We start from the raw sequence: 23,562 nt of genomic DNA on the forward strand, positions 1-23,562 counted from the left end.
CCAGCCCGGGCCGTCTGGTCCAATGGCGGGCCGGATCGCTCCGCCGTGAGCTGATCTGCCGCCCCACCGCGGGTGGCCGTGCCTGCAGCCGTCGTGTGCCGCAGCTGCACGAGCGTCGATTCACCGGCCTAGAATGCCTCCGGTGGCCGGGCAGACGCCCGCCCCGGCACCGGACGAGCGGAGATGACCATGAGCGACGAGCAGCCCAAGCTCCCGAACCGACAAAACCCCTTCTCGGAGGCCTTCCGCGAGTTCATCCCGATCCAGTGGGCACCCTATTCGCAGGTGATGCCGGACAGGCTGCCGGCCAGTACCGCCGCCGAACCCCGCCGCACCGCGCTGGCCGAGGCCTTCCCCGGCGAACGCCTGGTGGTGCCCGCCGGCGGCCTCAAGGTGCGCAGCAATGACTGTGACTACGTCTTCCGGCCGCACTCGGCCTTCGCGTGGCTGACCGGGCTGGGCGCAGACCGCGAACCAGACGCCGTGCTCGTGCTGGAGCCCACCGATGCCGGCCACCAGTCCACCCTGTACTTCAAGCCGCGCGCTCCGCGCACCGATCCGGAATTCTACGCCGACGCGCGCTATGGCGAGATGTGGGTGGGACAACGCGAGAGCCTCGACGAGATGCAGGCCATGACCGGGATCAGCTGCGCCCCGATCAGCGAGCTGCCTGCCGCCCTGGCCAAGAACGCCAACTCCACCACGATCCGGGTCCTGCGCGCTGCCGACGAGCAGGTCACCGCGCAGGTGGACCGGGTGCGTTCCGAGAACGGCCAGCAGGAGAACGCGCTGGAGTCCGACGACCAGCTGGAGGTGAAGCTCTCGACGATGCGGCTGGTCAAGGACGACTTCGAGGCCGAACAGATGCGCGAGGCCTGCCGCGCCACCGCCGTCGGTTTCGAGGCCGTCGTCGCCGATCTGCCGGAGGCCGTGCGCCGGGGCCGTGGGGAGCGCTGGGTGGAGGGCATCTTCGGCCTGCACGCCCGTCACCACGGCAATGGCGTCGGCTATGACTCGATCGCCGCCGGCGGTGACCACGCCAACACCCTGCACTGGATCCGCAATGAGGGAGACCTGCGCGAGGGCGATCTGCTGCTGCTGGACGCCGGCGTGGAGCTCGACACCCTCTACACCGCCGACGTGACCCGCACCCTGCCGGTCAGCGGCCGCTTCTCCCCCGCGCAGCGCAAGGTCTACGACGCCGTGCTGGAGGCCCAGGAGGCGGGCATCGCCGCCGCCAGGCCCGGCAACAAGTTCTCCGACGTGCATGCCGCGGCCATCGCCGTGATCGCACGGCACCTGCACGCCTGGGGTCTGCTGCCCGTCACCCCCGAGGAGTCGCTCGGCCCCGACGGTGGCCAGCACCGCCGTTGGATGGTGCACGGCACCAGTCACCATCTGGGCATCGACGTGCACGACTGTGCCCAGGCGCTGCGGGAGGACTACCGCGACGGGATCCTGCAGCCCGGCATGGTGATTACCGTGGAGCCCGGGATCTACCTCAAGGCCACCGACCTGCTGGTGCCGGAGGAGATGCGCGGCATTGGTGTGCGGATCGAGGACGACATCCTGATCACCTCCGACGGCAACGAGAACCTCTCGGCCATGCTGCCCCGGACCGCCGACGACGTCGAGGCGTGGATGGCTCCCCTGCTGCAGCAGGGAACCACGACCGGCACGGTCCATGGCTGACACCCGGCGACTGATCCCGGGGCTCCTGGGCCCCGCACGCACGCCCATCCCGTCGCGCCGTCAGACCGCACGCCAGTGGCAGACCACCCCCGACTCGATGGTGGCCTGGGGTTGGTACGTGGACGGCGTGAAGCAGCAGGGCATCGGGCTGGACGCCGCCACCGAGCACGCCAAGGACGGTGAGGGCTTCGTCTGGCTGGGCCTGAAGGACCCCACCGACGAGGACATGGCGAGCTTCGTGCGCAGCTTCGACCTGCACCCGCTGGCCATCGAGGATGCCGTCGAGGGACACACCCGAAGCAAGCTGGAGCAGTTCGACGACACGCTCTTCTGCGTGATCTCCACCGTGGCCTATGTGGACCACGAGGCGGTGACGGCCACCAGTGAGATCGTCTCCACCGGCCAGATCATGGCCTTCGTCGGGGAGAACTTCATCCTCACCGTGCGCCGGGGGGAGAACACGCCGCTGCGGACCCTGCGCCACAGTCTGGAGGCCGAGCCGGAAGACCTGGCCATCGGCCCCGCCTATGTGCTGTACAAGGTGCTGGACCGGGTGGTGGACACCTACCTGCAGGTGGTGGCCGCCTTCGATGATGACATCGACGAGGTGGAAGAGGACATCTTCAGCGTCCACGGCACCACCGGTATCGATCGGGTGTACAACCTCAAGCGTGAGCTGATCGAGTTCAAGCGGGCCGTGGTGCCGCTCTCCCTGCCCCTGCAGGCACTGGCCACCCGCAGCTATCCGGTGGTTCCCGACGAGGTACGCGCCTATTTCCGCGAGGTGGCAGACCACCACACGGATGCCCGCGAATCGATCCTGTCCTTCGACGAAGTGCTCTCCACGATCCTGCAGGCCGGTCTGGCCCGGGTCTCGGTGGCGGACAACCAGGACATGCGGCGCCTCTCGGCGATCGTCGCGATCCTGGCGGTGCCCACCACGCTGGGCGCCGTCTACGGCATGAACTTCGACAACATGCCGGAGCTGCACTACCGCTACGGCTACTACGTCGTCCTGGTGGCGATGGTGGTGGGCATGATCGCCGCCTATGCCTACTTCCGCCGACGCCGCTGGCTCTGAGTGCCCAGCCGGTCATCCGGCCCGGCACGGGAGTCATCCGAGGGGGAACGGGAGCGCCTCAGCCCTTCTTGCGCTGACCCAGCACCTGCAGCACCGAGCCCAGCCCCTGGTGGCCCATCCCCTCGAAGATTCGTCGCTCCGTGAGGCGGACGTCAAGATCAAGTCCGGGCCAGTCCGCGAGCACCCGCTCCCGGGTCATCAGCACCTGCTCGTCGCTGGGGCCTCCGGTGCCCAGGGTCAGCTGCGCGGGCGTGTAGGCCTCCATGATCAACTTCCCCTGCGGGGCGAGTCGCTCGGTCAGGGTCTGGGCCACGGACTGCCGCAGCTGGGGCTGCAGGTGCAGGAAGATCCACACGATGCCATCCCACGGGCCCTGCGCGGCGGGCTCGTCGAGCCAGGTGGCCAGGTCTCCGACGTGTGCGTCCACGCTGACATTGCGCTCGATCGCCAGGTCCTTGGCCTTGTTCACGCCCACCACGGACAGGTCGACGGTGGTGACGTGGTGGCCCTTCTGCGCGAGCCAGACACCATTGCGCCCCTCCCCATCGCCGAGCACCAGCAGACGACTCTCGCGACGCAGCATCACCTCGGCCGTGACCAGGAAGTCATTGGGCCGGTAGCCGTAGTAGTTGTTCGGGTGCGAGTAGCGGGCATCCCACAGCTCGCGCTGGGCGTCGGCTTGCGTCACTGCTGGCCCTCCCCACCCTGCTGGTCATAGCGGTCCGGCTCTCCCACCTGGCCCTGCTGGTTGGTGGGGCCCTGCTGGTTGGTGGGGGTAGGGGGCCAGGGCGTCGGGGAGACGGGCTGCAGTGGGGCCTGCCCCAGCGCCTCACGGGCCTGGTGCACGACGGTGCTCTCGCCCAGCACTTCATAGCGGGTGGCGACGATGGCCTGGACGGACTGGAAGTCGCGCTGCCCACCGGTCATCGCGTAGCCCAGGCCGGCGGTCAGCACGCTGACGCCGACGCCGATCAGCACACCCATCAGCAGCGACTGCGTGAGCGGGATGGCGGTCATGAACAGGCTCAGCACGAAGCCGATGAACAGGCCGCTGCCCAGACCCGAGATGGCGCCCTGCGCGATCACCTTGCCAAGGGTGAGACGCCCCAGGACGCGCTCCACCTGCTTCAGGTCGGTGCCCACGATGCACAGGTTCTGCACCGGGAAATTCTTGTCGGCCAACAGGTCGACGGCACGCTGGGCCTCTGCGTAGCTGGGATAGGTGGCCACCGACATCGGGTACTTGAGCGGCATCACCGTCGCGGCCGCCTGCATGCGGGAAGACATGCCGTCCACCCTACCGGCGTCCACCGACACCAGACGCAAGCGCGGAGGTCCGCACGTCGAAGGGCAGCAGTCTCAGACCCGAGCGCCGATCTTGGCCAGCGTCGCGCGGGCCACCGCGAGCCCCGCGCCGTCCACCATCTCGTCGTCGACGACGATGGCGCCGACCGCTCCCCCGGCCTCGGCCGTGGCGTGTCGGTACTCCTCGACGATCCGCCGGGCGCGCTCCACATTCTCGGCGGGCGGCGTGTAGATCTCGTTGCCGGCCTCCACCTGCGAGGGGTGCAGCACCCACTTTCCGTCGTAGCCCAACGCCGCGGAACTCATCGCGGAGGTGCGGAAGCCGTCCAGGTCACGGATGCCGACGAAGGGTCCGTCGATCGCCTGCAGCCCGTGCGCCCGGGCCGCCACCAGCATCTGCATCTGCACGTGGTGGAAGGCGTCGCCCGCATAGCCTGGCGGCTGCGAACCGACGTTGAGGGTCTGCATGCCCATGCTGGCCATCCAGTCGCCGGGGCCATAGACCAGGCTCTCCGTGCGGGGGCTGGCGGCGGCGATCTCCACGACGTGCAGCAGGCCGCGCGCCTCCTCAATCTGCAGCTCGAGCCCGATCCGGCCCACCGGCAGCCCGGCGGCCTGCTCGGCCTGGGTGAGCACCAGGTCCAGGGCCTTCACCTGGTCTGCATCGGTCACCTTGGGCAGCACGATGCAGTCGACGTGCGCACCGGCACCGGAGACCACTTCCACGACGTCCATCGTGGTCCAGGGCGTGGACCAGTCGTTCACGCGATAGGTGACCGTGGGGGCCTGCCAACCCTGCGGGTCGTTCAGGGCGTCGACGATCCGCTGCCGAGAGGCCTCCTTGACCGGCGGGGCCACCGCGTCCTCCAAGTCCAGGAAGACAGCATCGACGTCCATCTGCCGACTCTTGGTGATGAAACGGTCGCTGGATCCGGGGACGGCGAGGATGGTGCGCCGGGCGCGTACTGGTCTGGTCACGCATCCACCCTAGACGGCCCCCGCGAGTGCCGGGCAGGGTCTTGCGGGGACGGGTTAGATTTGCCGGGTGAGCGTCTCCTCGTCGGCAGTCTTCATCTCCCGCATCCAGGGGCTTCCCGTGCTCGACGCCTCGGGAGACCAGGTGGGCCGGGTGCGCGATGTGGTCATCCAGCTGCGCACCCAGGGCCGCGCGCCACGTGTGAAGGGCCTGGTCGTGGAGCTCTTTGCCCGCCGCCGCATCTTCGTCCCCATGCCCCGGGTCCGAGCCATCGACGCCACCCAGATCGCGATCGAGGGCCAGGTGGACACCCGACGCTTCGGCAAGCGGGATGCCGAGACCCTGGTGGTGGACGAGCTCTTCGACCGCACGGTGAACCGCCGTGATGCCCGTAGGGCCGCCATCTACGACGTGTCGATGCGCCCCACCCGGGCCCGCGAGTGGGAGGTGGACGACGTCGCCCTGCGTGAGGTGACCACCACCGGGCGCTTCGGCATCGCCAAGCGGGGCGCCACCACGATCGTCGACTGGTCGGAGATCCCGAACCTGGTGCTGAACGCCGCCCAGGTCAACGACAACATGATCGCCCGCATGGTGGACATGAAGCCGGCCGACATGGCCCGCGAGCTGCACGACATGGCACCGGAGCGACGCGCCGAGATCGTCGAGCAGCTGGACGACGAGCAGCTGGCCGATGCCCTGGAGGAGCTGCCCGAGGACGAGCAGGTGGAGCTGCTCACGGCGCTGGACACCGAACGCGCCGCCGACGTGCTGGAGGAGATGAATCCCGACGACGCAGCCGACCTGATCAAGGAACTGCCGACGGAGATGGCCGAGGACCTGCTGCAGCGCATGGAGCCCGAGGATGCCGCCGACGTGCGCGAGCTGATGATCTACGCCGACCTGACCGCCGGCGGCATGATGACGCCCGAGCCGGTGATCCTGGCCCCCGACGCGACCGTGGCCGAGGCCCTGGCGAAGGTGCGCGACGAGGAACTGACCCCGGCCCTGGCCTCGATGGTCTTCATCTGCCGTCCGCCGCTGGACACGCCGTCGGGACGTTTCCTGGGGTTGGTGCACACCCAACGCCTGCTTCGGGAGCCTCCCTCCCTGATGGTCTCCGGGATGGTCGACGACGGGCTGGAGCCGCTGCGTCCGCACAGCGACCTGGCCGAGGTGAGCCGCTACTTCGCCACCTACAACCTGGTGGCGGCACCGGTGGTCAATGACGAGAACCAGCTGGTGGGGGCGGTGGCGGTCGACGACCTGCTGGACCACATGCTGCCCGAGGACTGGCGTGGCGACCAGATGGACGGCGAGGACGAGGCGGTGACCCGTGGCTGAGCGTGAGCGGCTGAACACGCCGGGAGACCGACGTCGACACCTCTTCCCCAAGGTGGAACTGGACCCGGACTCCTTCGGCCGGTTCGCCGAATGGGTGGCCCGCTTCATGGGCACCGCCAAATTCCTGGTCTGGATGACCATCGTGGTGATCCTGTGGGTCACGCTGAATGTCGTCAGCATCTGGCACTGGAAGTGGGACCCCTATCCCTTCATCCTGCTCAACCTGTTCTTCTCCACCCAGGCCTCCTATTCCGCGCCGCTGATCCTGTTGGCGCAGAACCGGCAGGAGGCCCGCGATCGGTTGACCATGGAGGAGGACCGCCGCGTGGCGGCCCAGAGCCGTGCCGACATGGACTTCCTGGCCCGCGAGATCGCGGCCCTGCGGATGAACATGGGTGAGGTTGCCACCCGCGACTATGTTCGTGGTGAGCTGCGCAGCAGCCTGCGCGAGTTGTTGTCCGAGCTGGAACGCGATGATGCCGCCGAGGACGAGCAGCGCAAGGAGTCCTGGCTGCGTGAGCAGCGGGGCAAGGACCGGCGATGAGCCGGCCCGGGAGCTGGGACCGGCGATGAGCCGGCCCGGGAGCTGGGACCGGCGATGAGCCGCCGCATGATTTGCAATACGAGAACCTGAGGAAAAGACTCGAGACATGAGCCAAGAGAATCCGCTGCTGGGCCAGATCCGCGCCGCCCTGCACACCGTCGACGATCCGGAGATCCACCGCCCCATCACCGAGCTGGGGATGGTCGACGACGTCACCGTCGACGACGCCGGCGTGGCGCGCATCCGCATCCTGCTGACCGTCTCGGGGTGCCCGATGCGCAACACCATCGACACCGAGGTCCGCAAGGCCGTCGGGGCCGTCGAGGGCGTCAGCGACGTCCAGCTGGAGATGGGGGTGATGGACGACGAGCAGCGCGCCGCCCTGAAGCAGACGCTGCGGGGCGGACAGCCCGAGCGGGAGATCCCGTTCGCGCAGCCCGGCAACCTCACCCAGGTCATCGCCGTGGCCTCCGGCAAGGGAGGTGTGGGCAAGAGCTCCATCACGGTGAACCTGGCCACCGCCCTGGCCAACATGGGCAAGAGTGTCGGCATCCTCGACGCCGACATCTACGGCCACTCGGTGCCCGACATGCTGGGTCTGGGCGAGGCCAAGCCCACCCCGGTGGACGACATGATCATGCCCGTGCCCAGCATGGGGATGAAGGTGATCAGCGTCGGCATGCTGAAGCCGGACCGTGACCAGGTGATCGCCTGGCGCGGACCGATCCTGGACCGCGCCCTGCACCAGTTGCTCACCGACGTGTACTGGGGTGACCTGGACTACCTGGTGCTGGACCTGCCGCCCGGCACCGGCGACGTGGCCATGAGCCTGGGCCAGAAGATCCCCAACAGCGAGGTGATCGTCGTCACCACCCCGCAGCAGGCCGCCAGTGAGGTGGCCGAGCGCGCCGGCACCATGGCCGCGATCATGCAGCAGCGCGTGATCGGCGTGGTGGAGAACATGAGCTATCTGGAGGTCACCAGCCCCAGCGACGGCCACACCTTCCGCGTCGACCTGTTCGGCACCGGTGGTGGTCAGAAGGCCGCCGACGCGCTGAGCGAGCGCTTGGGCTATGAGATCCCCGTCCTGGCCCAGATTCCGCTGGAGCAGGAATTGCGTGAGGGTGGCGACGCCGGTGCGCCGATCGTGGTGAACCAGCCCGATTCGGCCTCGGCCAAGGCCCTGCAGGCCCTGGCGGAGAAGATCGTCGGGCGCAAGCGCGGCCTGGCCGGCAAGCAGCTGGGAGTGACCCCGGTCTGACGGATCGACGGGCCTGTCCTTGCCGTGGTGGTGCTGGCTTCACCGGGGCGAGGACAGCCCGTTCGGCTTCCGGCTCGCCCACTGGCGGGCTAGGTTGCGTCGACGTCCCAGGGCACCGGCACCGCGCCCGAGGCCACCTCGTCGTAGTGACTGGCGCTCTCGAACTCGTGGCGTACGTCCTCACCGAGCATCCGGGCGTCGCGGACACTGCCGTCCAGGTCCGTGCGCACCTCCGAGAGGTCCGACTTGATGTCGTCGATGTCTGCCTGGAGCTCGTCCAGCAGGTGCTTCTGCACGAAGTTCTTGGGGTTCAGGTCCCGCAGCTCCAGGTCTGCGTACTGCGGGCCGAGCTCTGCCCGCAACTGGTCCTGGGCATTGTTGGCGATGTTGCGCAGGAAGTGGATCACGCGGGCGGCCTTGCGGCTCAGCTCCGGAACCTTCTCGGGCCCGAACATGATGATGGCCAGCACCACCAGGGTGATGATCTCGGGAAGGCCAAAGCTGGGCACGTGGTCAGCCTAGTCGGGGGCGGGGGCGGTGGCCAATGGGGCGTCGCGCCCTCAGCGGCCGCGTTCCCCGGTCAGGGTCTGCAGACCAAGCCGGACCCGCTCGTCGACGCCCTCGCCGGTCACCGGTTCCTCGTGCGGGAAGGCCTGGGCGGCCACCTGCGCGGCACCTCGACTGCTGGCCTGCATGCAGAAGACCCATTCGCCGGACTGCCAGTGCAGGGTGCACTCGTCCTCGCCGGGGCGGGCCTGTTCCAGGCGGCCGTGCTGCTGCACGACGACCACCTGCTGCCGACCGAAGCCGTAGCGGGTCTGCGCCACCGTGGTGCCCGTCGGGGTGTCCACGGCCAGCTGGACCAGGGGGAGGCCCAGCACCTGGGCGGGACACTGCACCTGGGATGGGCACTGGTCCAGCCTGCGCTGCACCAGTCGACGTTCCGCCAGCGCGCCGATGGAGACCGACGAGGCCACCGGCGTGGCCATCGAACTGCCGAGCTCGCCCACATTGACCTGGCCTGCTTGGTCATCCTCGGAAGCCAAGGAGGCTGCCTCCCCCAGACTCGGGAATCCGGCGCCGCTGGCGTCCAGATCCGCGATCACCGGGAGCTCCGGCGCCAGCAGGGTCAGCCCGCCCAGGGCACCCACCACACCCGCCGTGGCCATCGACAGTCCGGCCAGGGCACGGTTGCGGCGGCGACGACGAAGGCTCGGCAGTTCACCGTCGCGCTCCGGCGCCAACCACAGTTCACGGTCGGCCTCGTCCCCGGCAATCGCCACCAGGCGATCCGCCAGGTGTCCGGGAGCCGGCGCCGGATCACTGGTCCGCGCGGCCAGGTACAGCACGGAGCTCACCCGGTTGATCTCCCGCAGCTCGTCACGGCAGGGATGGCAGTCCACCAGGTGGCCCGCCACCTGGTCCCGACGCCAGTCCGGCAGGGCCTGGTCCGCATAGGCGGTCAGGTCCCGACGAATCCCCCGACAGATCCTCGTCTCCACCGGCGTCACATCCCCGGCGCAACCAGGTGCTCGTCGCGGCTGGCGCTGACCCCCAGGTAGCGCTCACGGTCAGGGGTGGGACGGCGATGTTCCAGCGCGGTGCGCAGTTGGGAACGGCCCCGGTGGATGCGGCTGCGCACGGTGCCCACCTTCACGTCCAGCACCTGCGCGATCTCGTCATAGCTGAGGCCCTCGATGTCGCACAGCACCACGCACACGCGGTATTCCGGCGAGAGCGCGGCCAGGGCGGCGGCGACGTCGGCGTCCATGCTGGCCTCGTCGAAGAGTTCGCCGGGCGACGGCTGTTCCTCGACGACGCGCTCGCTGGCGTCGGCCATCGGATCGATCCGGATGCGCTGCTTGCGGCGTGCGCCGTCCAGGAAGAGGTTGGTGGTGATGCGGTGCAGCCAGCCCTCGAGGGTGCCGGGGGTGAAGGTGTGGATGGAGCGGAAGACCCGGACGAAGACGTCCTGGGTGAGGTCCTCGGCGTCGGGGCGATTGCCGGTCAGGCGCAGGGCCAGTCGGTAGACCTGGTCGGAATGGTCACGGACCAGTTCCTCCCAGGTGGGCGGCGTCCATTCCTGCTCGGCCACCGGGGCCGGCTGACGCTTGCTCTTGAACATCCTGCTCCCTCCGTCGCCCTCCATGAGAGCCCACCGTGCCGTGCGGGGACCGCGACGACACTGCCGGTTCACTCCCAGCGAACCCACCACCACGACGAGATGGCAGGAGAGCCGTCCGGGCGAACGCTTCACCCTCACAACGTCCGGGAGCCCCCAAGGGTTCCCGGACGCGGAAGACTCACAGCTTTCACAGGTCGGCAACGTCCAGCAGGGCCGCAAAGGCTGCCTGCTCGGCCTCGGTTGCCTCCGGCAGCGGGGCCCGCAGACCCCCCACCGGGAAGCCCTGGTGGGCCAGCCCGGCCTTGACCAGCATCACGCCCTGGGTGGCGAAGACCCCGGTGTAGACGGGCAGCAGCGCCTGGTGCAGGGCCAAGGCCTCATCCATCCGCCCGGCCACGAAGGCGTCGATCATCTGCCGGGTCCGGCGCCCGGTGAAGTGCGTCGAGGTGCCCACCACGCCCACGCCGCCCACGGCCAGCAGCGGCAGCGTCATCGCGTCATCACCGGAGTAGTAGGCCAGGGTGGTCTCCGCGATCACCCGCGAGGACGCCGCCAGATCGCCCTTCGCGTCCTTGACGCCCACGATGTTCGGGTGGTTGGCCATGTCCACCAGCGTCGCCGACTCGATCTGCACGCCGGCCCGGTGCGGGATGTCGTAGGCCAGAATCGGCAGCTCCGTGGCATCGGCCACGTCCAGGAAATGACGCAGGATCCCGCGCTGCGGGGGCTTGGAGTAGTAGGGGGTCACCACCAGCAGGCCGTCGGCGCCAGCCTCGTCGGCCTGGCGCGCCAGCTGGATGGTGTGCGCCGTCTCGAAGGTGCCCACACCCGCCACCACCTGGGCACGCTCCCCCACCTCCTCGACGACGGCCGCCACCAGGGCCCGCTTCTCGTCGTCGCTGGTGGTGGGTGACTCGCCCGTGGTGCCGTTGACGACCAGGGCGTCATTGCCCTGCTCGTCCACCAGTCGGGCGGCGAGCTGCCGGGCCCGGGGCAGGTCAACCTGTCCGTCCGCCGTGAACGGGGTGACCATGGCGGTCAGCACCCGTCCGAAGATCGGCTCGGCCAGTTCGTCAGCCTGGGCTTCCATGTCGTCGTCCATCACGCCTCGTCAATCATGATCATCGGGTGGCCTGCAATGCCCCAATCCTAGGCCCCGGGCGGCAGTTCGGTCTCGGACCACAGCATCCGAACATCCCCGCACCCAGGTCAGTCCGCCCTCCAGTGCTACCTGAGGCTTCCGGCGGTGGCGACGCCCCGCTTCGGTAGTCTGTCAGCCGTGAGCCAGCCGAACACCCCGAACCAGACCTCCCCCGCGGCGCTCGACGCCCGCTCGTGGGACCACGCCGAATCCTTCGTGCAGCCCGGTGACGTGCTGCGCGACGCCCGAGACAAGGCCGTCGAGCTCGGCCTTGCGCCCATCAGCACGGGCAGCATCACCGCCCTGCGCTTCATCGCCCGCCTGGTGCAGGCCCGCGCCGTCGTCGAGATCGGCACCGGCACGGGCGTCTCCGGACTGGCCATCTTCGAGGGCATGGGCCAGGAGGGAATCCTCACCTCCATCGATCCCGAGCCGCAGCGTCAGGATGCCGCCCGCCAGGAATTCCGCGCCGCCGGCATCCCGAGCAATCGTTTCCGCCTGATCGCCGGCATCCCGCTGGACGTGCTGCCCAAGCTGCGTGACGGCGCCTACGACATGGTCTTCATCAACGGTGACAAGCTCGAGTACGTGGAGTACGTCGCCCAGGCCCTCCGCCTGCTGCGCCACGGCGGCGTCGTCGTGCTCAACGATGCGCTCTGGAAGGGTCTGGTGGCCAACCCGGACAATGAGGACGACGAGACGCTGATCATCCGCGAGGCGCTCGCCGCAGTGGCCGAGACGGAGGAGTTCACCTCCATGCTGTTGCCCGTCGGCAACGGGCTGCTCGCCGCGATCAAGGCCTGAGCGCCGCCTCCGCCAAACGTCGGGACCAGACGCCGAAACACCAGGCACCCAACACCACGACGGGGCCGGGTGCGATCCAGCTGGATCGCGCCCGGCCCCGTCGTCTGTCGGCGGTTCTGGACGCGCTCGGCTCAGAGGTCGAGCGGCGGGATCTGGATACCCTTGCCCACCACCGTGATGCCACCAGCGCTCACGGTGAAGCCACGGGCACGGTCGTACTCATGGTTCACACCGATCTCCACGCCATCGGGGACGATGACGTTCTTGTCGAGGATGGCGTTGTGGACCACCGCATTGCGGCCGATGCGGACGCCCGACATCAGGATCGAGCTGTCGACGCGCGCCCACTTCTCGATGCGCACGTCCGGGCTCATCACGGTGCGGTCCACGTCGCCACCGGAGATGATGCAGCCGGGCGAGACGATCGAGTCCTCGGCATTGCCGCGCATCGTGAACTTGGCACCCGGCGCCTGCACCTGGGTGGTCCAGATGGGCCACTGGGAGTTGTACAGGTTGAACTGGGGCACGACGCTGACCAGGTCCATGTGGGCCTCGTGGTAGGCGTCGATCGTGCCCACATCGCGCCAGTAGTCGCGATCCTCGTCGGTGGCGCCGGGGACGACATTCTCACGGAAGTCGTAGACCTGCGCCTCACCCTTGGCGACGAAGGACGGGATGATGTCGCCACCCATGTCGTGACCGGCATTGGGGTTGGCGGCGTCAGCCTCCAGGGCGTCGATGAGCGCCTCGGTGCTGAAGATGTAGTTGCCCATGGAGGCGAAGGACTCGTCGGGCGAATCGGGCAGGCCGGGCGGATCGGCCGGCTTCTCCAGGAACTGCTTGATCTTGCCGCCGTCCTCGGCATCGATGATGCCGAAGGCGTGGGCCTCGGAACGCGGAACCCGGATGCCTGCGACGGTGCACTGCAGCCCGGACTCGATGTGGGCGTCGAGCATCTGGCTGACGTCCATCCGGTAGATGTTGTCGGCCCCGAAGACGACGATGTAGTCGGGGTTCTCGTCACGGATGAGGTTCATCGACTGGTAGATGGCGTCGGCGCTGCCCTGGTACCACTGCGGCCCCAGGCGCTGCTGCGCCGGCACCGGGGTGACGTAGTTGCCGAGCATCGTCGACATCCGCCAGGTCAGCGAGATGTGACGGTCAAGGGAGTGGGACTTGTACTGGGTCAGCACGCAGATCTGGCGCAATTCCGAGTTGGCCAGATTGGACAGCACGAAGTCGATCAGGCGGTACGTACCCCCGAACGGCACTGCTGGCTTTGCACGGTCGGCGGTGAGGGGCATGAGTCGCTTGCCCTCACCTCCGGCGAGAACGATGGAGAGCACCTTAGGTCTTGTGGACATACCCAAAACCTATGGCGTGACAAGGTCTTTCGACAAGCATTCGACAGGAGTTGCCATCGGTTGTTGGACGATCCTTCATTCAGTTGTCCAAGTGTGGCGTATTGCACTGACAAGCCATTGTGGCCGGCGCGCGGCTGTGGAAGCATCGGGTCATGCGCGTATCCATCCTCACTCGTGAGTACCCACCGTCCGTCTACGGAGGAGCCGGCGTGCATGTCGCCCAGCTCGTCCCCCAGCTGCGCAAGTTCATCGACGTCGATGTCCAGTGCATGGGCGAGCCGCGCGACGGTGCCACCGCCCACGCCGAGAACTACCCCGCCGGTGCCAATGCCGCACTGCGCGTCTTCGGCGCCGACCTCTCGATGGTGGCGGCCGTCCCCGAGGACGTCGAACTGGTCCACTCGCACACCTGGTACGCCAACCTGGCCGGCCACCTGACCGGCCTCTTCCGCGACGTGCCGCACGTGGTCAGCGCGCACTCGCTGGAGCCCGACCGGCCGTGGAAGGCCGAGCAGCTCGGCGGCGGCTACCGCCTCAGCTCGTGGGCCGAGCGCACCGCCTACAACGGCGCCGATGCCGTCATCGCCGTGAGCGAGGGCATGAAGAAGGGAATCCTGGCGGCCTACCCGGAGCTGGAGCCGGAGAAGATCCACGTCGTGCTGAACGGCATCGATCCGGAGGAGTTCAAGCCGGACACGAACACCGACGTGTGCGAGCGGATCGGGATGGACCCCACCAAGCCGTCGGTGGTCTTCGTGGGCCGCATCACCCGTCAGAAGGGCCTGGTGCACCTGGTGCGCGCCGCCCAGCACCTGGACCCGGAAACCCAGCTGATCCTGCTGGCCGGTGCCCCGGACACCCCGGAGATCGCCGAGGAGTTCAACCAGGCCTTCGGCGCGGTCAAGGAGAGCCGCGGCGGCGGGGTGGTCTGGGTGCAGGAGATGCTGCCCCGCGCCAGCGTGCGTCAGGTGATGAGCAATGCCACCGTCTTCGCCTGCCCGTCGATCTACGAGCCGCTGGGCATCGTGAACCTCGAGGCCATGGCCACCGAGACCGCCGTGGTGGCCAGCGCCGTGGGCGGCATCCCGGAGGTGGTCGTCGACGGTGAGACCGGCTTCCTGGTGGACTACGATCCGGCCCGAGCCGACGATGCCGACTACATCGCGGCCTTCGAGCAGACCTTCGCGGACCGGATCAACGAGCTCACCCGCGATCCGGACCGCGCCGAGGCCTTCGGCAAGGCTGGCCGTCAGCGCTGCATCGACAAGTTCAGCTGGGAGACCATCGCACAGCAGACCGTCGACGTCTACCGGGCGGCCATCGATCGCCACGCTGCCCGCAGCGCCGGCTGACCCGTCACCCGGAACACAGAAACGGCGTGTCCCCCTGGGGGACACGCCGTTTGCGTCTGGTGCCCCTGCACGTGCAGGGGCGAAGGGACATTCAGCCCACGATCTCCTGCAGGCACTTGAGCAGGTCCTCGGCCTCGGTGGCGTTGAGCTCGACCACGAGACGGCCTCCGCCGTCCACGGGAACACGCATCACGATGCCACGGCCTTCCTTGGTGACCTCCATGGGACCATCACCCGTTCGGGGCTTCATTGCAGCCATTGCGCTTCCTCATCTCTTCGACGGCTTTTCACCCATTATTCCGTATTCCGGCAAACAACCCCACTTCACACCCGCGGGGTGGTGTCCTACGGGAGGTTGGATTCATCGTCCAGGGTCCGGCGACGCGGTGCGGCGGGAGCCTCGTCGAGCTGCTCAATGAGCCGTGCCAGCAGCAGGTCGACGTCGCGCATCGAGTAGCCGCGGGGCACCACGTCGAAGCGGACCTCGCGCAGGTCGTCGGCGCTGATGGGTCCGGGACCGGGCAGCCGGGAGTGCTGCTCGTCGGGCAGTTCCGGCATGGAACCCCACCGTCCGGAACCCACCACGAAGGCCGCCCCCAGGATCGCCACCACCACCAGTGCCAGGAACCACGTCATGCGCCCATCGTGGCACAGGGGTCAGCCATCGGCCCCGAGGACGTGCTCGACGGCCTGCACTTCGTCGTCGGTCACCAGGAAACGGTCCAGGTCCGACTCGTGGATGTAGCCCTCGGCCAAGCACCGCTCGCGCAGCCAGCCCACCAGGCCGGTCCAGTAGTCGCTGCCAAAGAGCACCACGGGGAAGTCCTGCACCTTGCCGGTCTGCGCCAGGGTGAGCGCCTCGAAGAGCTCGTCGAAGGTGCCCAGACCGCCCGGCATCACGATGAAGCCCTGCGCATACTTCAGGAACATCACCTTGCGGACGAAGAAGTAGCGGAAGTTGATGCCCAGGTTGACGTGCGGATTCATCGACGCCTCGAAGGGCAGCTCGATGCCCAGGCCGACGGAGGTTCCTCCGGCCTCGTCGGCGCCCTTGTTGGCGGCCTCCATGATGCCGGGGCCACCACCGGTGATCACCGCGTGCCCGCGCCGCACCAGTTCCGCCGCCATCCGCTCGGCGGCGGCCCAGTGCGGCGAATCGGGCCGGGTCCGGGCCGAGCCGAAGATGCTGATCGCCGGGCCCAGTTCGGCCAGAGCGTCGAAGCCCTCGACGAATTCCGACTGGATGCGCATGGTCCGCCACGGGTCGCTGTGCGCCCAGGAGGTGTCATTGCCGCCGGCCAGGAGGCGCTGGTCCGTGGTGGAGTCGGCGCCCTGGTGGTCGCGCCGGACCACCGGGCCCTGCACGATCCGGTCGCCGGGGCCGGGGGCATTGTCATAGGGGGCATTGCGGTGCGGGCTCATGGGATTCTCCTTGGGTCCGGTTGGGTCTTGCCTGGGGTCATTGCGGCTGTCCTGCAGGCTGCAACCAGCGACGCAGTGCAGCGGCACAGGTGTGCAGGTCCTCGACGGGGCAGAACTCGTCGTCGGTGTGGGCCCGGCTCGGGTCGCCCGGGCCGAAGTTCACTGCGGGGATGCCCAGCGCGCTGAACCGGGCCACATCGGTCCAGCCGTACTTGGGGCCCGGGGTACCCCCGACGGCGTCGACGAAGTCCCGGGCCATCGGCAGGTGCAGGCCCGGGCGGGCGGCCGGCGAGAGGTCAACCCAGTCGAGCTCGAAGCCGTCGAAGAGCCGCTCCATCACCGCTCGGGCCTCGATGACCTCCCTGTCCGGGGCATAGCGGTAGTTGACGTGCACCCGGCACTCGTCGGGGATGACATTGCCGGCCACTCCCCCGCTGACCTGCACGGCATTGAGGCCCTCCCGGTAGGCCAGCCCGTCCACCTCGATGGTGCGCTGCTCGAAGCCGACGATCCGCTCCAGGACATGGCGCAGATCGTGGATGGCGTTGTGCCCCATCCAGCCGCGGGCACTGTGCGCGGCCACCCCTCGGGTGGAGACCCAGAAGCGCAGCGTCCCCTGGCAGCCGCCCTCCACCAGGGCTCGGGTGGGTTCCATCAGGATGGCGAAATCGGCCTGCACCAGCTCCGGGTGGGCGTCGGCGGTCAGCCCCAGTCCGTTCAGCGGACCGGAGACCTCCTCGTTGTCGTAGAAGATCCAGGTGACGTCATGGCGGGGCTGGCGCAGTTCTGCGGCAAGCTGCAGCGCGACGGCGACGCCGCCCTTCATGTCGCAACTGCCGCGGCCGTGGATGCGCTGCTCCCCGTCGGTGGTGCGCAGCTGGCTGGGCAGGTTCCCGGCCACCGGCACCGTGTCCAGGTGCCCGGCCACCACCACGCGCTGGGGCCGGTCCAGCTCGGTGCGTGCCACGACGGTATTGCCCAGACGGGTGACGTGCAGGTGTGGCTGCCGCTCCAGCGCCCGCTCCACCAGGTCTGCCAGCTGCTGCTCATTGCCGCTCACGGATTCGACGTCGACCAGTGCCCGCAGCAGGGTGGGCAGGGGCTGCTCGAGATCCAGGGCGTCCATGGCGCCGAGACTAGCGCGTGAACAGCACCAGGCAGATGGCGATGTAGTGGCACACGGCCGCCAGCACCGTGCAGCTGTGGAAGATCTCGTGGAAGCCGAAGGTGCTGGGCCACGGGTTGGGGCTCTTGCGGCCGTAGACCACGGCGCCGACGGAGTAGATGAGTCCACCCAACGCGATCAGGAAGACCACCCAGGGGCCGCCCGCCTGCCAGAACTGCCCCAGCCAGCCCACCGCCGCCCACCCCATCGCCAGGTAGAGCGCGACGTAGAGCCAGCGGGGGGCACTGATCCAGAAGACCCGGAAGAGCACACCAGCCAGGGCGCACAGCCAGATCATGGTCAGCAGGATGCGCAGGCTCCGCCCGTGCAGCATGCCGACGGCCAGCGGGGTGTAGCTGCCCGCGATGAAGACGAAGATGTTCGCGTGGTCCACCCGTCGGAAGACCGCGAGGGTGCCCGGCGACCAGGTGCCCCGGTGGTAGAAGGCGGAGTTGCCGAACAACAGCACGGCGCTCAGGGTGTAGACGACGCTCGCCAGCCGCTCGTCGAGCTGCGGGGCGAAGGCGACCAGCAACAGGCCGGCGACGAGCACGATGGGCGCAAAGACCTGGTGCTGCCACCCGCGCAGTCTCGGTTTGACGCGGTCGACGAGGTCCTCGACCGTCTCGCGCAGGTGATCGCCCCTGGAGCTCTCCGCGGTTCGCATGGAACCTACGCTAGCGTAGGTTAGAGCCTGCTGAGACCACCCCGCCCAAATTCCGCACCGAGTGCCCCTGACAGCCGCAAGCACTAGTCTGGAAAGCATGAACCGGCTGGATCGCCTCACCGAGACACTCGACAGGATGCATCCGTCGGGCCTGCTCTACAGCACCTACGAGACGCGTCTGATCGCCGAGATCGACAAGGATCGACTGCCCCGCCACGTCGCCGTCCTGGCCGACGGGAATCGCCGTTGGGCCCGGATGAATGCCCCGGACCAGCCCCTGGTGGCCGGCTACCAGGCAGGCGCGGACAAGCTCAAGGACTTCGTCGGCTGGTGCGACGCCGCAGGCATCGAGGTGGTCACCCTCTGGGTGCTCAGCCCGGACAACCTCAAGCGCTCCACCGACGAGGAGGTGCGCCCCCTGCTCGGCGTGATCGAGCAGCTGGTGGTGGACCTGGCCGACGACGGCCGCTGGCCGGTGCAGGCGGTGGGAGACATGTCACTGCTGCCCCCGGAGATGGCCGCCACACTCGAGCGAGCCCGCCAGCACAGCGCGCAGAACGAGGGCATGGTGGTCAACGTGGCAATCGCCTACGGCGGCCGCCACGAGCTGCGCGATGCCGTGCGCTCCCTGCTCAAGGAGGAGGCCGCCAAGGGCCGCACCCTGGAGGAGGTGGCCGAAAGCCTGGAGATCGACCACATCGGCGGACACCTCTACACCAAGGGCCAGCCGGACCCGGATCTGATCATCCGCACCTCGGGCGAGCAGCGCCTCTCGGGATTCCTGATGTGGCAGAGCGCCCACAGCGAGTTCTACTTCTGTGAGGCCCTGTGGCCGGATTTCCGACGGGTGGACTTCCTGCGCGCCCTGCGCTCCTTCAGCCAGCGCGAGCGCCGCTTCGGACGCTGATCCCCCCAGCCGCGCACGCGGGGGCCCGTCAGCCAGCCGCGCTCAGCAGCGCGTCCACAGTGGGGTCTTGAGCTCGGTGTAGTCCGTGGTCGGCTCCAGGCAGACCTCACCGCGGCAGACATGGGCCGTGGCCTGCCCGTCTCGCGCCTCGCGCCCGTCGAAGAGGTGACCGAAGCCATCGGTCCCGGCCCGTCCCACCACGATGGCCGAGCCTGCCGGCGCCATCCGGAAGGCGGCGGTGGCCAGCCGGTCGATCCCCTCGGACCCCTCGGGCAGCACCACGACGACCTGGGCCGGGCGAAGCCCCCGGCGCGCATCCTCCAGCACCAGCGCATCGGCCAGCGACCAGCCGGCGAAGCGGGGCTGGTTGGCCACCAGCGGCCAGGTGGTGCGGGCGGCCTGATCGGCCCGCTCCACCAGATCGGGACGGCAGGCCAGCAGGCCCACCAGGCGCAGCGCGGCCACCATGGAGCTGGTGCCCGACGGGGTGGAGTTGTCCGTCAGGTCCCGCGGGCGGGTGAACAGCTCGTCGGTCTGCGCCGCGTCGAAGAATCCACCATCCTCGGCCCCGAACAGGCGCAGGGCCCGCTCCACGAGCCACACGGCGCGCTCCTGCCAGACGGCATCGCCGGTGGCACCCGCCAGCCGGGCCAGTCCCAGCGCAAGGGCCCCATGGTCCTCCGTCACGGCCGGTGACGTGCCGGCCAGACCGTCGCGGGAGGTGCGCACGAAGACATCGGTTGTCTGGTCCACGTGGACCGCCCAGACGGCCTCGGCAGCATCCCGGGCCAGCTCCAACCAGCCGGCCTCACCGAAGACCATCGCGGCCGTCACCAGCGAGTCGATCAGCAGGCCATTCCAGGCCGCCACCACCTTGTCATCACGGCTGGGGCGGAAGCGGTTCTCCCGTTCGGCGCGCAGCTTCTCCAGCACTGCCGTCAGACGCCCCCGGTCCGGTGAGCCGTGCAGCTGCAGCGTGGACAGGCCGTGCTCGAAGGTTCCGGCGTCGTGCACGTGGAAGACCTGGCGGGCCCAGCCGCCGTCCTGCTCCCCCAGCGCGTCCTCCAGTAGCTCGGGATTCCAGACGTAGTAGATCCCCTCGGCCACCATGCCGCGGATGTCGACGCTGTCCGCGTCCAGGCTGGCGGCGAAGGCACCACCGGGGCGGCCCTCGACGGACTCGGTGCGCATCTCGCGCTCCAGCCACTCGACGGTGGAGTAGATGACATGCTCATAGAGCTCGCGCTTGTAGCCGTCGTGGTCGGCGGTGCGCCGCCAGCAACGGGTGTAGCTGCCCAGCAGGAGGGCATTGTCGTAGAGCATCTTCTCGAAGTGCGGCACCACCCAGCCGACGTCGACGGCATAACGGTGGAAACCGCCACCCACCCGGTCATAGAGGCCGCCGCGCGCCATCATCTCGCAGGTGAGCTGGGCCATGTCCAGGCTCGTCGGGTCGCCCTTGACCAGCAGTGCGTCGAGCACCATGGCCGGCGGAAACTTCGGCGCCGTGCCGAAGCCGCCGTGGATCATGTCGTAGTCCTTGCCCAGCAGCTCGAGCGTCTCGCGCGAGCCGGGCACCTGGTCGCTGCTGGTGACCGGGTTCAGTTCCCGCAGCTGGGCGGTGATGCTCTGAGCGGAGCCCAGGACCTCGTCGCGGCGATCCTGCCAGGCACCGGCCAGTGCCTCCAGCACCTGACCAAAGCTCGGCTGGTTGCCGGTGGGCACCGGCGGGAAGTAGGTGCCGGCGAAGAAAGGGTCGCCGTCGGGCGTCAGGAAGACCGTCATCGGCCACCCGCCCTGGCCAGTGAGCGCCTGGGTTGCATTCATCAGGACCGCATCGACGTCCGGATTCTCCTCACGGTCCACCTTCACGCTGACGAAGTTCTCGTTCATCAGCACGGCCGTGTCGTGGTCGTCGAAGCTCTCGTGCGCCATCACGTGACACCAGTGGCAGGCCGCATAGCCCGTGCTCACCAGCAGCGGCAGATCCCGTTCACGGGCTGCGGCGAAGGCCTCGGGCCCCCAGGGGAACCAGTCGACCTCCTGGTGGGCATGCTGCTGCAGGTAGGGACTGGTGGACTCGGCAAGACGGTTCGGCACGCGCCCAGCCTAGCCAAAGCCACGCTGGGCGGACCCGGGACGGCATTCGGGGCGTGCACCGCGTATCCTGCAGCCATGAACCTGATGCTCGCCAGCGGAACGCTCAATCTCATCACCTTCCTGGTGATCGCCAGCTTCATCATCCTGGGTTCCATCAGCCTGCGCCGCCACACCCGCAAGATCGACCCGTCGATCCCCTACGAGGCAGACCTCACCGAGGAGGGTCGCAAGGCCCAGGCCTTCGAGCGCACCACCATCGAGGACTGACCCCCGCCGGTCAGATCTGCCAGTTCTCCGTCGGGTCGTCGGCCTTGACGCCACGCAGGCCCGCGAACAGGTCGTCCTCCGGCAGCGCGGTGGGCACCTGACTGAAGACCAGCTCGAAGTCCTCCGTCGGCCAGACCTGCTGCTGCACCTCGGTGGGGACGGCGAACCACGGACCGTCGGGGTCGATCTGGGTGGCGTGCGCCTTGAGCGCCGCATCACGCACGGGGAAGTACTCCCCGCAGTCGATCCGCGTGGTGATCCGCTTCTCGTACTCGAAGTCCTCCCACTTGGCGAGCCGCTCCACATAGGGCGAGTCGAGGCCCTTCTCGTGCATCGCCGCGTCCAGGGCAGCAAGCCGCAGACGGTGGAAGCCCATGTGGTAGTAGAGCTTCTGCACCTGCCAGGTGGGCCCCAGATTCGCGTGCTGGTTGGGATCACCAGCCTGCTGCACGGCCGCCATCGTCACCTTGTGGCACATGATGTGGTCCGGGTGCGGGTAGCCGCCCTTCTCGTCATAGGTGGTGACGACGTGCGGCCTGAACTCACGGATCAGCCGAACCAGCGGCTGGGCCGCCTGGTCCGGGTCCACCAGGCCGAAGCAGCCGCGCGGCAACGGCGGCAACGGATCCCCTTCCGGGAAACCCGAATCGATGTAGCCGAGCCAGCGCTGCTCGATGCCCAGGATCTCGCGCGCCGTGTCCATCTCCAGGTGGCGGATCGCAGCGATGTCCTGCCAGACCTCGGGCCGGTCCATCTTGGGGTTGAGGACACTGCCCCGCTCCCCTCCCGTGCAGGTGGCCACCATGACCTGCACTCCTTCGGCGACGTACTTGGCCGTCGTGGCGGCACCCTTGCTCGACTCGTCATCGGGGTGGGCGTGCACGTGGAGCAACCGCAGGGGCTCGTTCTCACTGGTCTTGGGCATGGCCACCATTGTGCCGAAGCCCACACCCGTCGTGGGCCGTCAGCCCCACCGTGGACAGCACCGGGCACAATGGGAGCCGTGACCACCGTGACCGACGCCGACCGTGCCCGCATCCAGGACCGCTATGCCGTCCCGCCGTCCCGGCGCAAGCTCTACCTGACGCTGGTGACGGTGCTGAGTCTCGCCCTGGCGGGGTGGCTGGTCTGGGCCGGCGGAACCTCGTCCACCCCGGACGTCACCGCGGACGTGTACGGCTTCCAGGAAACCGGGGAGCACGAGATCGTCGCTGACCTGCGCGTCCAGCGTCGCGATCCCGCCAAACCCGTGATCTGCGTACTGGAGGCCACCGCGGAGAACTTCGTGCGCGTCGGCGAGTACGAGGCGACGATCCCCGGCGGTACCGAGAAGATCACCCGCACCAAGATCCCGGTCAAGACGGTCAATCGCGCCGTGAGCGTGGAGGTGGCGAGCTGCCGGCTGGCCTGAGGTTCTTGGGACAATCTGCCGTCGATGATAGATTTCTCGAATGACTGAGAATGCAACCGACACCGTGTGGCTGACGCAGGAGGCCTTCGACAAGCTCTCCGCCGAGCTTGCACACCTCAAGGGCGATGGCCGCATCGAGGTCTCGACCAAGATCGCGCAGGCCCGCGACGAGGGCGACCTCTCCGAGAACGGCGGCTACCACGCCGCCCGCGAGGAGCAGGGCCAGATGGAGGCCCGGATCACCCAGCTCGAGGACATGCTGCGCCGCGCCCAGGTGGGCGAGGCCCCCAAGACCGGCGAGGCAGCTCCCGGCACCCAGATCACCGTCGCCTACTTCGACGACGAGGACGACACCGACACCTTCCTGCTGGGCTCCCGCGAGGTGATGGGCCTGGACGACTCCGTCGACATGCAGGTCTTCAGCCCGCAGTCGCCGCTCGGCGCCGCCGTGCTGGGCAAGAAGGTGGGCGAGCAGAGTTCCTACGAGGCCCCCAACGGCAAGACGATCGAGATCACCGTCGTGAAGGTGGAGACCTTCCAGGGCTGATCCCCAGCGCCACCACGAGCGCCCCGGTTGCACACGGATCGCGTCCCCCTCCTTGGGGGAGGGGGACGCGATCCGGTGTCCGGGGCC

Annotated in this window: 25 protein-coding genes and 1 pseudogene; 11 read left to right on the forward strand and 15 right to left on the reverse strand. The window is 68.6% G+C overall.

The features are described 5' to 3' along the window. Nucleotides 1-189: 189 nt before the first annotated feature. Nucleotides 190-1,692, forward strand: a complete 1,503-nt coding sequence (locus ACTQ49_RS04475) for an aminopeptidase P family protein (protein WP_441826638.1) — start codon at nt 190-192, stop codon at nt 1,690-1,692. Then, a complete protein-coding gene (gene corA / locus ACTQ49_RS04480) occupies nt 1,685-2,773 on the forward strand; it encodes a magnesium/cobalt transporter CorA (RefSeq protein ID WP_441826639.1) in 1,089 nt (362 codons plus the stop codon). Before ACTQ49_RS04475 ends, corA begins: the two co-directional genes overlap by 8 nt. 58 nt (nt 2,774-2,831) lie before the next feature. On the opposite strand, the gene ACTQ49_RS04485 is transcribed toward corA, so the two are convergent. The 3 genes and pseudogenes from ACTQ49_RS04485 to ACTQ49_RS04495 all read right to left on the reverse strand — a co-directional run bounded on the left by ACTQ49_RS04485 (nt 2,832) and on the right by ACTQ49_RS04495 (nt 5,056). Beyond that, on the reverse strand, nt 2,832-3,461 hold the full coding sequence (locus ACTQ49_RS04485; RefSeq protein WP_441826640.1) for a class I SAM-dependent methyltransferase: 630 nt from the start codon (nt 3,459-3,461) through the stop codon (nt 2,832-2,834). 122 nt (nt 3,462-3,583) lie between these two features. After that, nucleotides 3,584-4,060: pseudogene (locus tag ACTQ49_RS04490) on the reverse strand (general stress protein); the annotation flags it as partial. Nucleotides 4,061-4,132: 72 nt separating this feature from the next. Next, nucleotides 4,133-5,056, reverse strand: coding sequence for an HpcH/HpaI aldolase/citrate lyase family protein (locus ACTQ49_RS04495; protein WP_441826641.1), 924 nt, complete (start codon nt 5,054-5,056; stop codon nt 4,133-4,135). Nucleotides 5,057-5,123: 67 nt separating this feature from the next. Between ACTQ49_RS04495 and ACTQ49_RS04500 the strand changes: the two genes are divergently transcribed. The 3 genes from ACTQ49_RS04500 (at nt 5,124) to ACTQ49_RS04510 (ending at nt 8,203) form a co-directional block, all read left to right on the forward strand. Continuing rightward, nucleotides 5,124-6,398 carry a magnesium transporter MgtE N-terminal domain-containing protein gene (locus ACTQ49_RS04500; protein ID WP_441826642.1) on the forward strand — a complete coding sequence of 425 codons (1,275 nt, stop codon included), beginning with the start codon at nt 5,124-5,126 and terminating at the stop codon, nt 6,396-6,398. Next, complete coding sequence (locus ACTQ49_RS04505; RefSeq protein ID WP_441826643.1) at nt 6,391-6,942, forward strand: DUF1003 domain-containing protein; 552 nt, start codon at nt 6,391-6,393, stop codon at nt 6,940-6,942. Before ACTQ49_RS04500 ends, ACTQ49_RS04505 begins: the two co-directional genes overlap by 8 nt. 106 nt (nt 6,943-7,048) lie before the next feature. Then, nucleotides 7,049-8,203: an Mrp/NBP35 family ATP-binding protein gene (locus tag ACTQ49_RS04510; protein ID WP_441826644.1), complete on the forward strand. Its 1,155-nt coding sequence runs from the start codon at nt 7,049-7,051 to the stop codon at nt 8,201-8,203. A gap of 89 nt (nt 8,204-8,292) precedes the next feature. Here the strand turns inward: ACTQ49_RS04510 and ACTQ49_RS04515 are convergent, their stop codons facing one another. From ACTQ49_RS04515 to dapA, 4 genes are all read right to left on the reverse strand, one after another. Further along, nucleotides 8,293-8,658 carry a Sec-independent protein translocase subunit TatB gene (locus ACTQ49_RS04515; RefSeq protein ID WP_441826723.1) on the reverse strand — a complete coding sequence of 122 codons (366 nt, stop codon included), beginning with the start codon at nt 8,656-8,658 and terminating at the stop codon, nt 8,293-8,295. A gap of 105 nt (nt 8,659-8,763) precedes the next feature. Next, nucleotides 8,764-9,705 carry an anti-sigma factor family protein gene (locus ACTQ49_RS04520; RefSeq protein ID WP_441826645.1) on the reverse strand — a complete coding sequence of 314 codons (942 nt, stop codon included), beginning with the start codon at nt 9,703-9,705 and terminating at the stop codon, nt 8,764-8,766. A gap of 5 nt (nt 9,706-9,710) precedes the next feature. Beyond that, nucleotides 9,711-10,328 (reverse strand): RNA polymerase sigma factor SigE, encoded by a 618-nt coding sequence (sigE, locus tag ACTQ49_RS04525; RefSeq protein WP_441826646.1) that lies wholly within the window; start codon nt 10,326-10,328, stop codon nt 9,711-9,713. 187 nt (nt 10,329-10,515) lie between these two features. Beyond that, a complete protein-coding gene (gene dapA / locus ACTQ49_RS04530; RefSeq protein ID WP_441826724.1) occupies nt 10,516-11,397 on the reverse strand; it encodes a 4-hydroxy-tetrahydrodipicolinate synthase in 882 nt (293 codons plus the stop codon). Nucleotides 11,398-11,607: 210 nt separating this feature from the next. Between dapA and ACTQ49_RS04535 the strand changes: the two genes are divergently transcribed. After that, the gene (locus ACTQ49_RS04535; RefSeq protein ID WP_441826647.1) at nt 11,608-12,273 is read left to right on the forward strand and encodes an O-methyltransferase; all 666 of its coding nucleotides are present in this window, start codon (nt 11,608-11,610) and stop codon (nt 12,271-12,273) included. 131 nt (nt 12,274-12,404) lie between these two features. On the opposite strand, the gene glgC is transcribed toward ACTQ49_RS04535, so the two are convergent. Beyond that, a complete protein-coding gene (gene glgC / locus ACTQ49_RS04540) occupies nt 12,405-13,637 on the reverse strand; it encodes a glucose-1-phosphate adenylyltransferase (protein ID WP_441826648.1) in 1,233 nt (410 codons plus the stop codon). A gap of 152 nt (nt 13,638-13,789) precedes the next feature. Here glgC and glgA point away from each other — a divergent pair, with 152 nt between their 5' ends. Then, nucleotides 13,790-14,989 (forward strand): glycogen synthase, encoded by a 1,200-nt coding sequence (gene glgA / locus ACTQ49_RS04545; protein WP_441826649.1) that lies wholly within the window; start codon nt 13,790-13,792, stop codon nt 14,987-14,989. A gap of 91 nt (nt 14,990-15,080) precedes the next feature. On the opposite strand, the gene ACTQ49_RS04550 is transcribed toward glgA, so the two are convergent. The 5 genes from ACTQ49_RS04550 to trhA form a co-directional block, all read right to left on the reverse strand. Beyond that, nucleotides 15,081-15,248 (reverse strand): DUF3117 domain-containing protein, encoded by a 168-nt coding sequence (locus tag ACTQ49_RS04550; RefSeq protein ID WP_441826650.1) that lies wholly within the window; start codon nt 15,246-15,248, stop codon nt 15,081-15,083. Between the two features lie 86 nt (nt 15,249-15,334). After that, a complete protein-coding gene (locus ACTQ49_RS04555; RefSeq protein WP_441826651.1) occupies nt 15,335-15,625 on the reverse strand; it encodes a DivIVA domain-containing protein in 291 nt (96 codons plus the stop codon). Nucleotides 15,626-15,646: 21 nt separating this feature from the next. Beyond that, the gene (locus ACTQ49_RS04560) at nt 15,647-16,411 is read right to left on the reverse strand and encodes a TIGR00730 family Rossman fold protein (protein ID WP_441826652.1); all 765 of its coding nucleotides are present in this window, start codon (nt 16,409-16,411) and stop codon (nt 15,647-15,649) included. A gap of 37 nt (nt 16,412-16,448) precedes the next feature. Continuing rightward, nucleotides 16,449-17,537: a succinyl-diaminopimelate desuccinylase gene (gene dapE, locus ACTQ49_RS04565; RefSeq protein ID WP_441826653.1), complete on the reverse strand. Its 1,089-nt coding sequence runs from the start codon at nt 17,535-17,537 to the stop codon at nt 16,449-16,451. Nucleotides 17,538-17,547: 10 nt separating this feature from the next. Further along, on the reverse strand, nt 17,548-18,243 hold the full coding sequence (gene trhA, locus ACTQ49_RS04570; protein ID WP_441826654.1) for a PAQR family membrane homeostasis protein TrhA: 696 nt from the start codon (nt 18,241-18,243) through the stop codon (nt 17,548-17,550). A gap of 97 nt (nt 18,244-18,340) precedes the next feature. On the opposite strand from trhA, the gene ACTQ49_RS04575 reads away from it, so the two are divergent. After that, a complete protein-coding gene (locus ACTQ49_RS04575; RefSeq protein ID WP_441826655.1) occupies nt 18,341-19,150 on the forward strand; it encodes an isoprenyl transferase in 810 nt (269 codons plus the stop codon). A 42-nt stretch (nt 19,151-19,192) separates the two neighbouring features. Here ACTQ49_RS04575 and ACTQ49_RS04580 read toward each other — a convergent pair whose 3' ends face one another. Continuing rightward, a complete protein-coding gene (locus ACTQ49_RS04580; protein WP_441826656.1) occupies nt 19,193-21,250 on the reverse strand; it encodes a thioredoxin domain-containing protein in 2,058 nt (685 codons plus the stop codon). Nucleotides 21,251-21,325: 75 nt separating this feature from the next. Between ACTQ49_RS04580 and ACTQ49_RS04585 the strand changes: the two genes are divergently transcribed. Beyond that, a complete protein-coding gene (locus tag ACTQ49_RS04585) occupies nt 21,326-21,517 on the forward strand; it encodes a hypothetical protein (protein WP_441826657.1) in 192 nt (63 codons plus the stop codon). 10 nt (nt 21,518-21,527) lie between these two features. Here ACTQ49_RS04585 and mca read toward each other — a convergent pair whose 3' ends face one another. Next, nucleotides 21,528-22,451, reverse strand: a complete 924-nt coding sequence (gene mca, locus ACTQ49_RS04590) for a mycothiol conjugate amidase Mca (protein WP_441826658.1) — start codon at nt 22,449-22,451, stop codon at nt 21,528-21,530. A gap of 69 nt (nt 22,452-22,520) precedes the next feature. On the opposite strand from mca, the gene ACTQ49_RS04595 reads away from it, so the two are divergent. Together ACTQ49_RS04595 and greA are read left to right on the forward strand one after the other, a co-directional pair. Next, nucleotides 22,521-22,928, forward strand: coding sequence for a DUF4307 domain-containing protein (locus ACTQ49_RS04595; RefSeq protein WP_441826659.1), 408 nt, complete (start codon nt 22,521-22,523; stop codon nt 22,926-22,928). 40 nt (nt 22,929-22,968) lie between these two features. After that, nucleotides 22,969-23,475 (forward strand): transcription elongation factor GreA, encoded by a 507-nt coding sequence (greA, locus tag ACTQ49_RS04600; protein ID WP_441826660.1) that lies wholly within the window; start codon nt 22,969-22,971, stop codon nt 23,473-23,475. Nucleotides 23,476-23,562: the final 87 nt, after the last annotated feature.

Source organism: Luteococcus sp. Sow4_B9, assembly GCF_052116585.1.
Classification (GTDB): Bacteria; Actinomycetota; Actinomycetes; order Propionibacteriales; family Propionibacteriaceae; genus Luteococcus.

Bases quoted from the DNA above. Each gene is read 5' to 3' on its own strand.
- glgA (WP_441826649.1), top strand. From the start codon at position 13,790: ATGCGCGTATCCATCCTCACTCGTGAGTACCCACCGTCCGTCTACGGA.
- mca (WP_441826658.1), bottom strand. From the start codon at position 22,451: ATGGTGGCCATGCCCAAGACCAGTGAGAACGAGCCCCTGCGGTTGCTC.
- ACTQ49_RS04550 (WP_441826650.1), bottom strand. From the start codon at position 15,248: ATGGCTGCAATGAAGCCCCGAACGGGTGATGGTCCCATGGAGGTCACC.
- sigE (WP_441826646.1), bottom strand. From the start codon at position 10,328: ATGTTCAAGAGCAAGCGTCAGCCGGCCCCGGTGGCCGAGCAGGAATGG.
- ACTQ49_RS04585 (WP_441826657.1), top strand. From the start codon at position 21,326: ATGAACCTGATGCTCGCCAGCGGAACGCTCAATCTCATCACCTTCCTG.
- ACTQ49_RS04515 (WP_441826723.1), bottom strand. From the start codon at position 8,658: ATGTTCGGGCCCGAGAAGGTTCCGGAGCTGAGCCGCAAGGCCGCCCGC.
- trhA (WP_441826654.1), bottom strand. From the start codon at position 18,243: ATGCGAACCGCGGAGAGCTCCAGGGGCGATCACCTGCGCGAGACGGTC.
- ACTQ49_RS04510 (WP_441826644.1), top strand. From the start codon at position 7,049: ATGAGCCAAGAGAATCCGCTGCTGGGCCAGATCCGCGCCGCCCTGCAC.
- ACTQ49_RS04555 (WP_441826651.1), bottom strand. From the start codon at position 15,625: ATGACGTGGTTCCTGGCACTGGTGGTGGTGGCGATCCTGGGGGCGGCC.
- corA (WP_441826639.1), top strand. From the start codon at position 1,685: ATGGCTGACACCCGGCGACTGATCCCGGGGCTCCTGGGCCCCGCACGC.
- ACTQ49_RS04475 (WP_441826638.1), top strand. From the start codon at position 190: ATGAGCGACGAGCAGCCCAAGCTCCCGAACCGACAAAACCCCTTCTCG.
- ACTQ49_RS04560 (WP_441826652.1), bottom strand. From the start codon at position 16,411: ATGAGCCCGCACCGCAATGCCCCCTATGACAATGCCCCCGGCCCCGGC.
- dapE (WP_441826653.1), bottom strand. From the start codon at position 17,537: ATGGACGCCCTGGATCTCGAGCAGCCCCTGCCCACCCTGCTGCGGGCA.
- ACTQ49_RS04575 (WP_441826655.1), top strand. From the start codon at position 18,341: ATGAACCGGCTGGATCGCCTCACCGAGACACTCGACAGGATGCATCCG.
- glgC (WP_441826648.1), bottom strand. From the start codon at position 13,637: ATGTCCACAAGACCTAAGGTGCTCTCCATCGTTCTCGCCGGAGGTGAG.
- greA (WP_441826660.1), top strand. From the start codon at position 22,969: ATGACTGAGAATGCAACCGACACCGTGTGGCTGACGCAGGAGGCCTTC.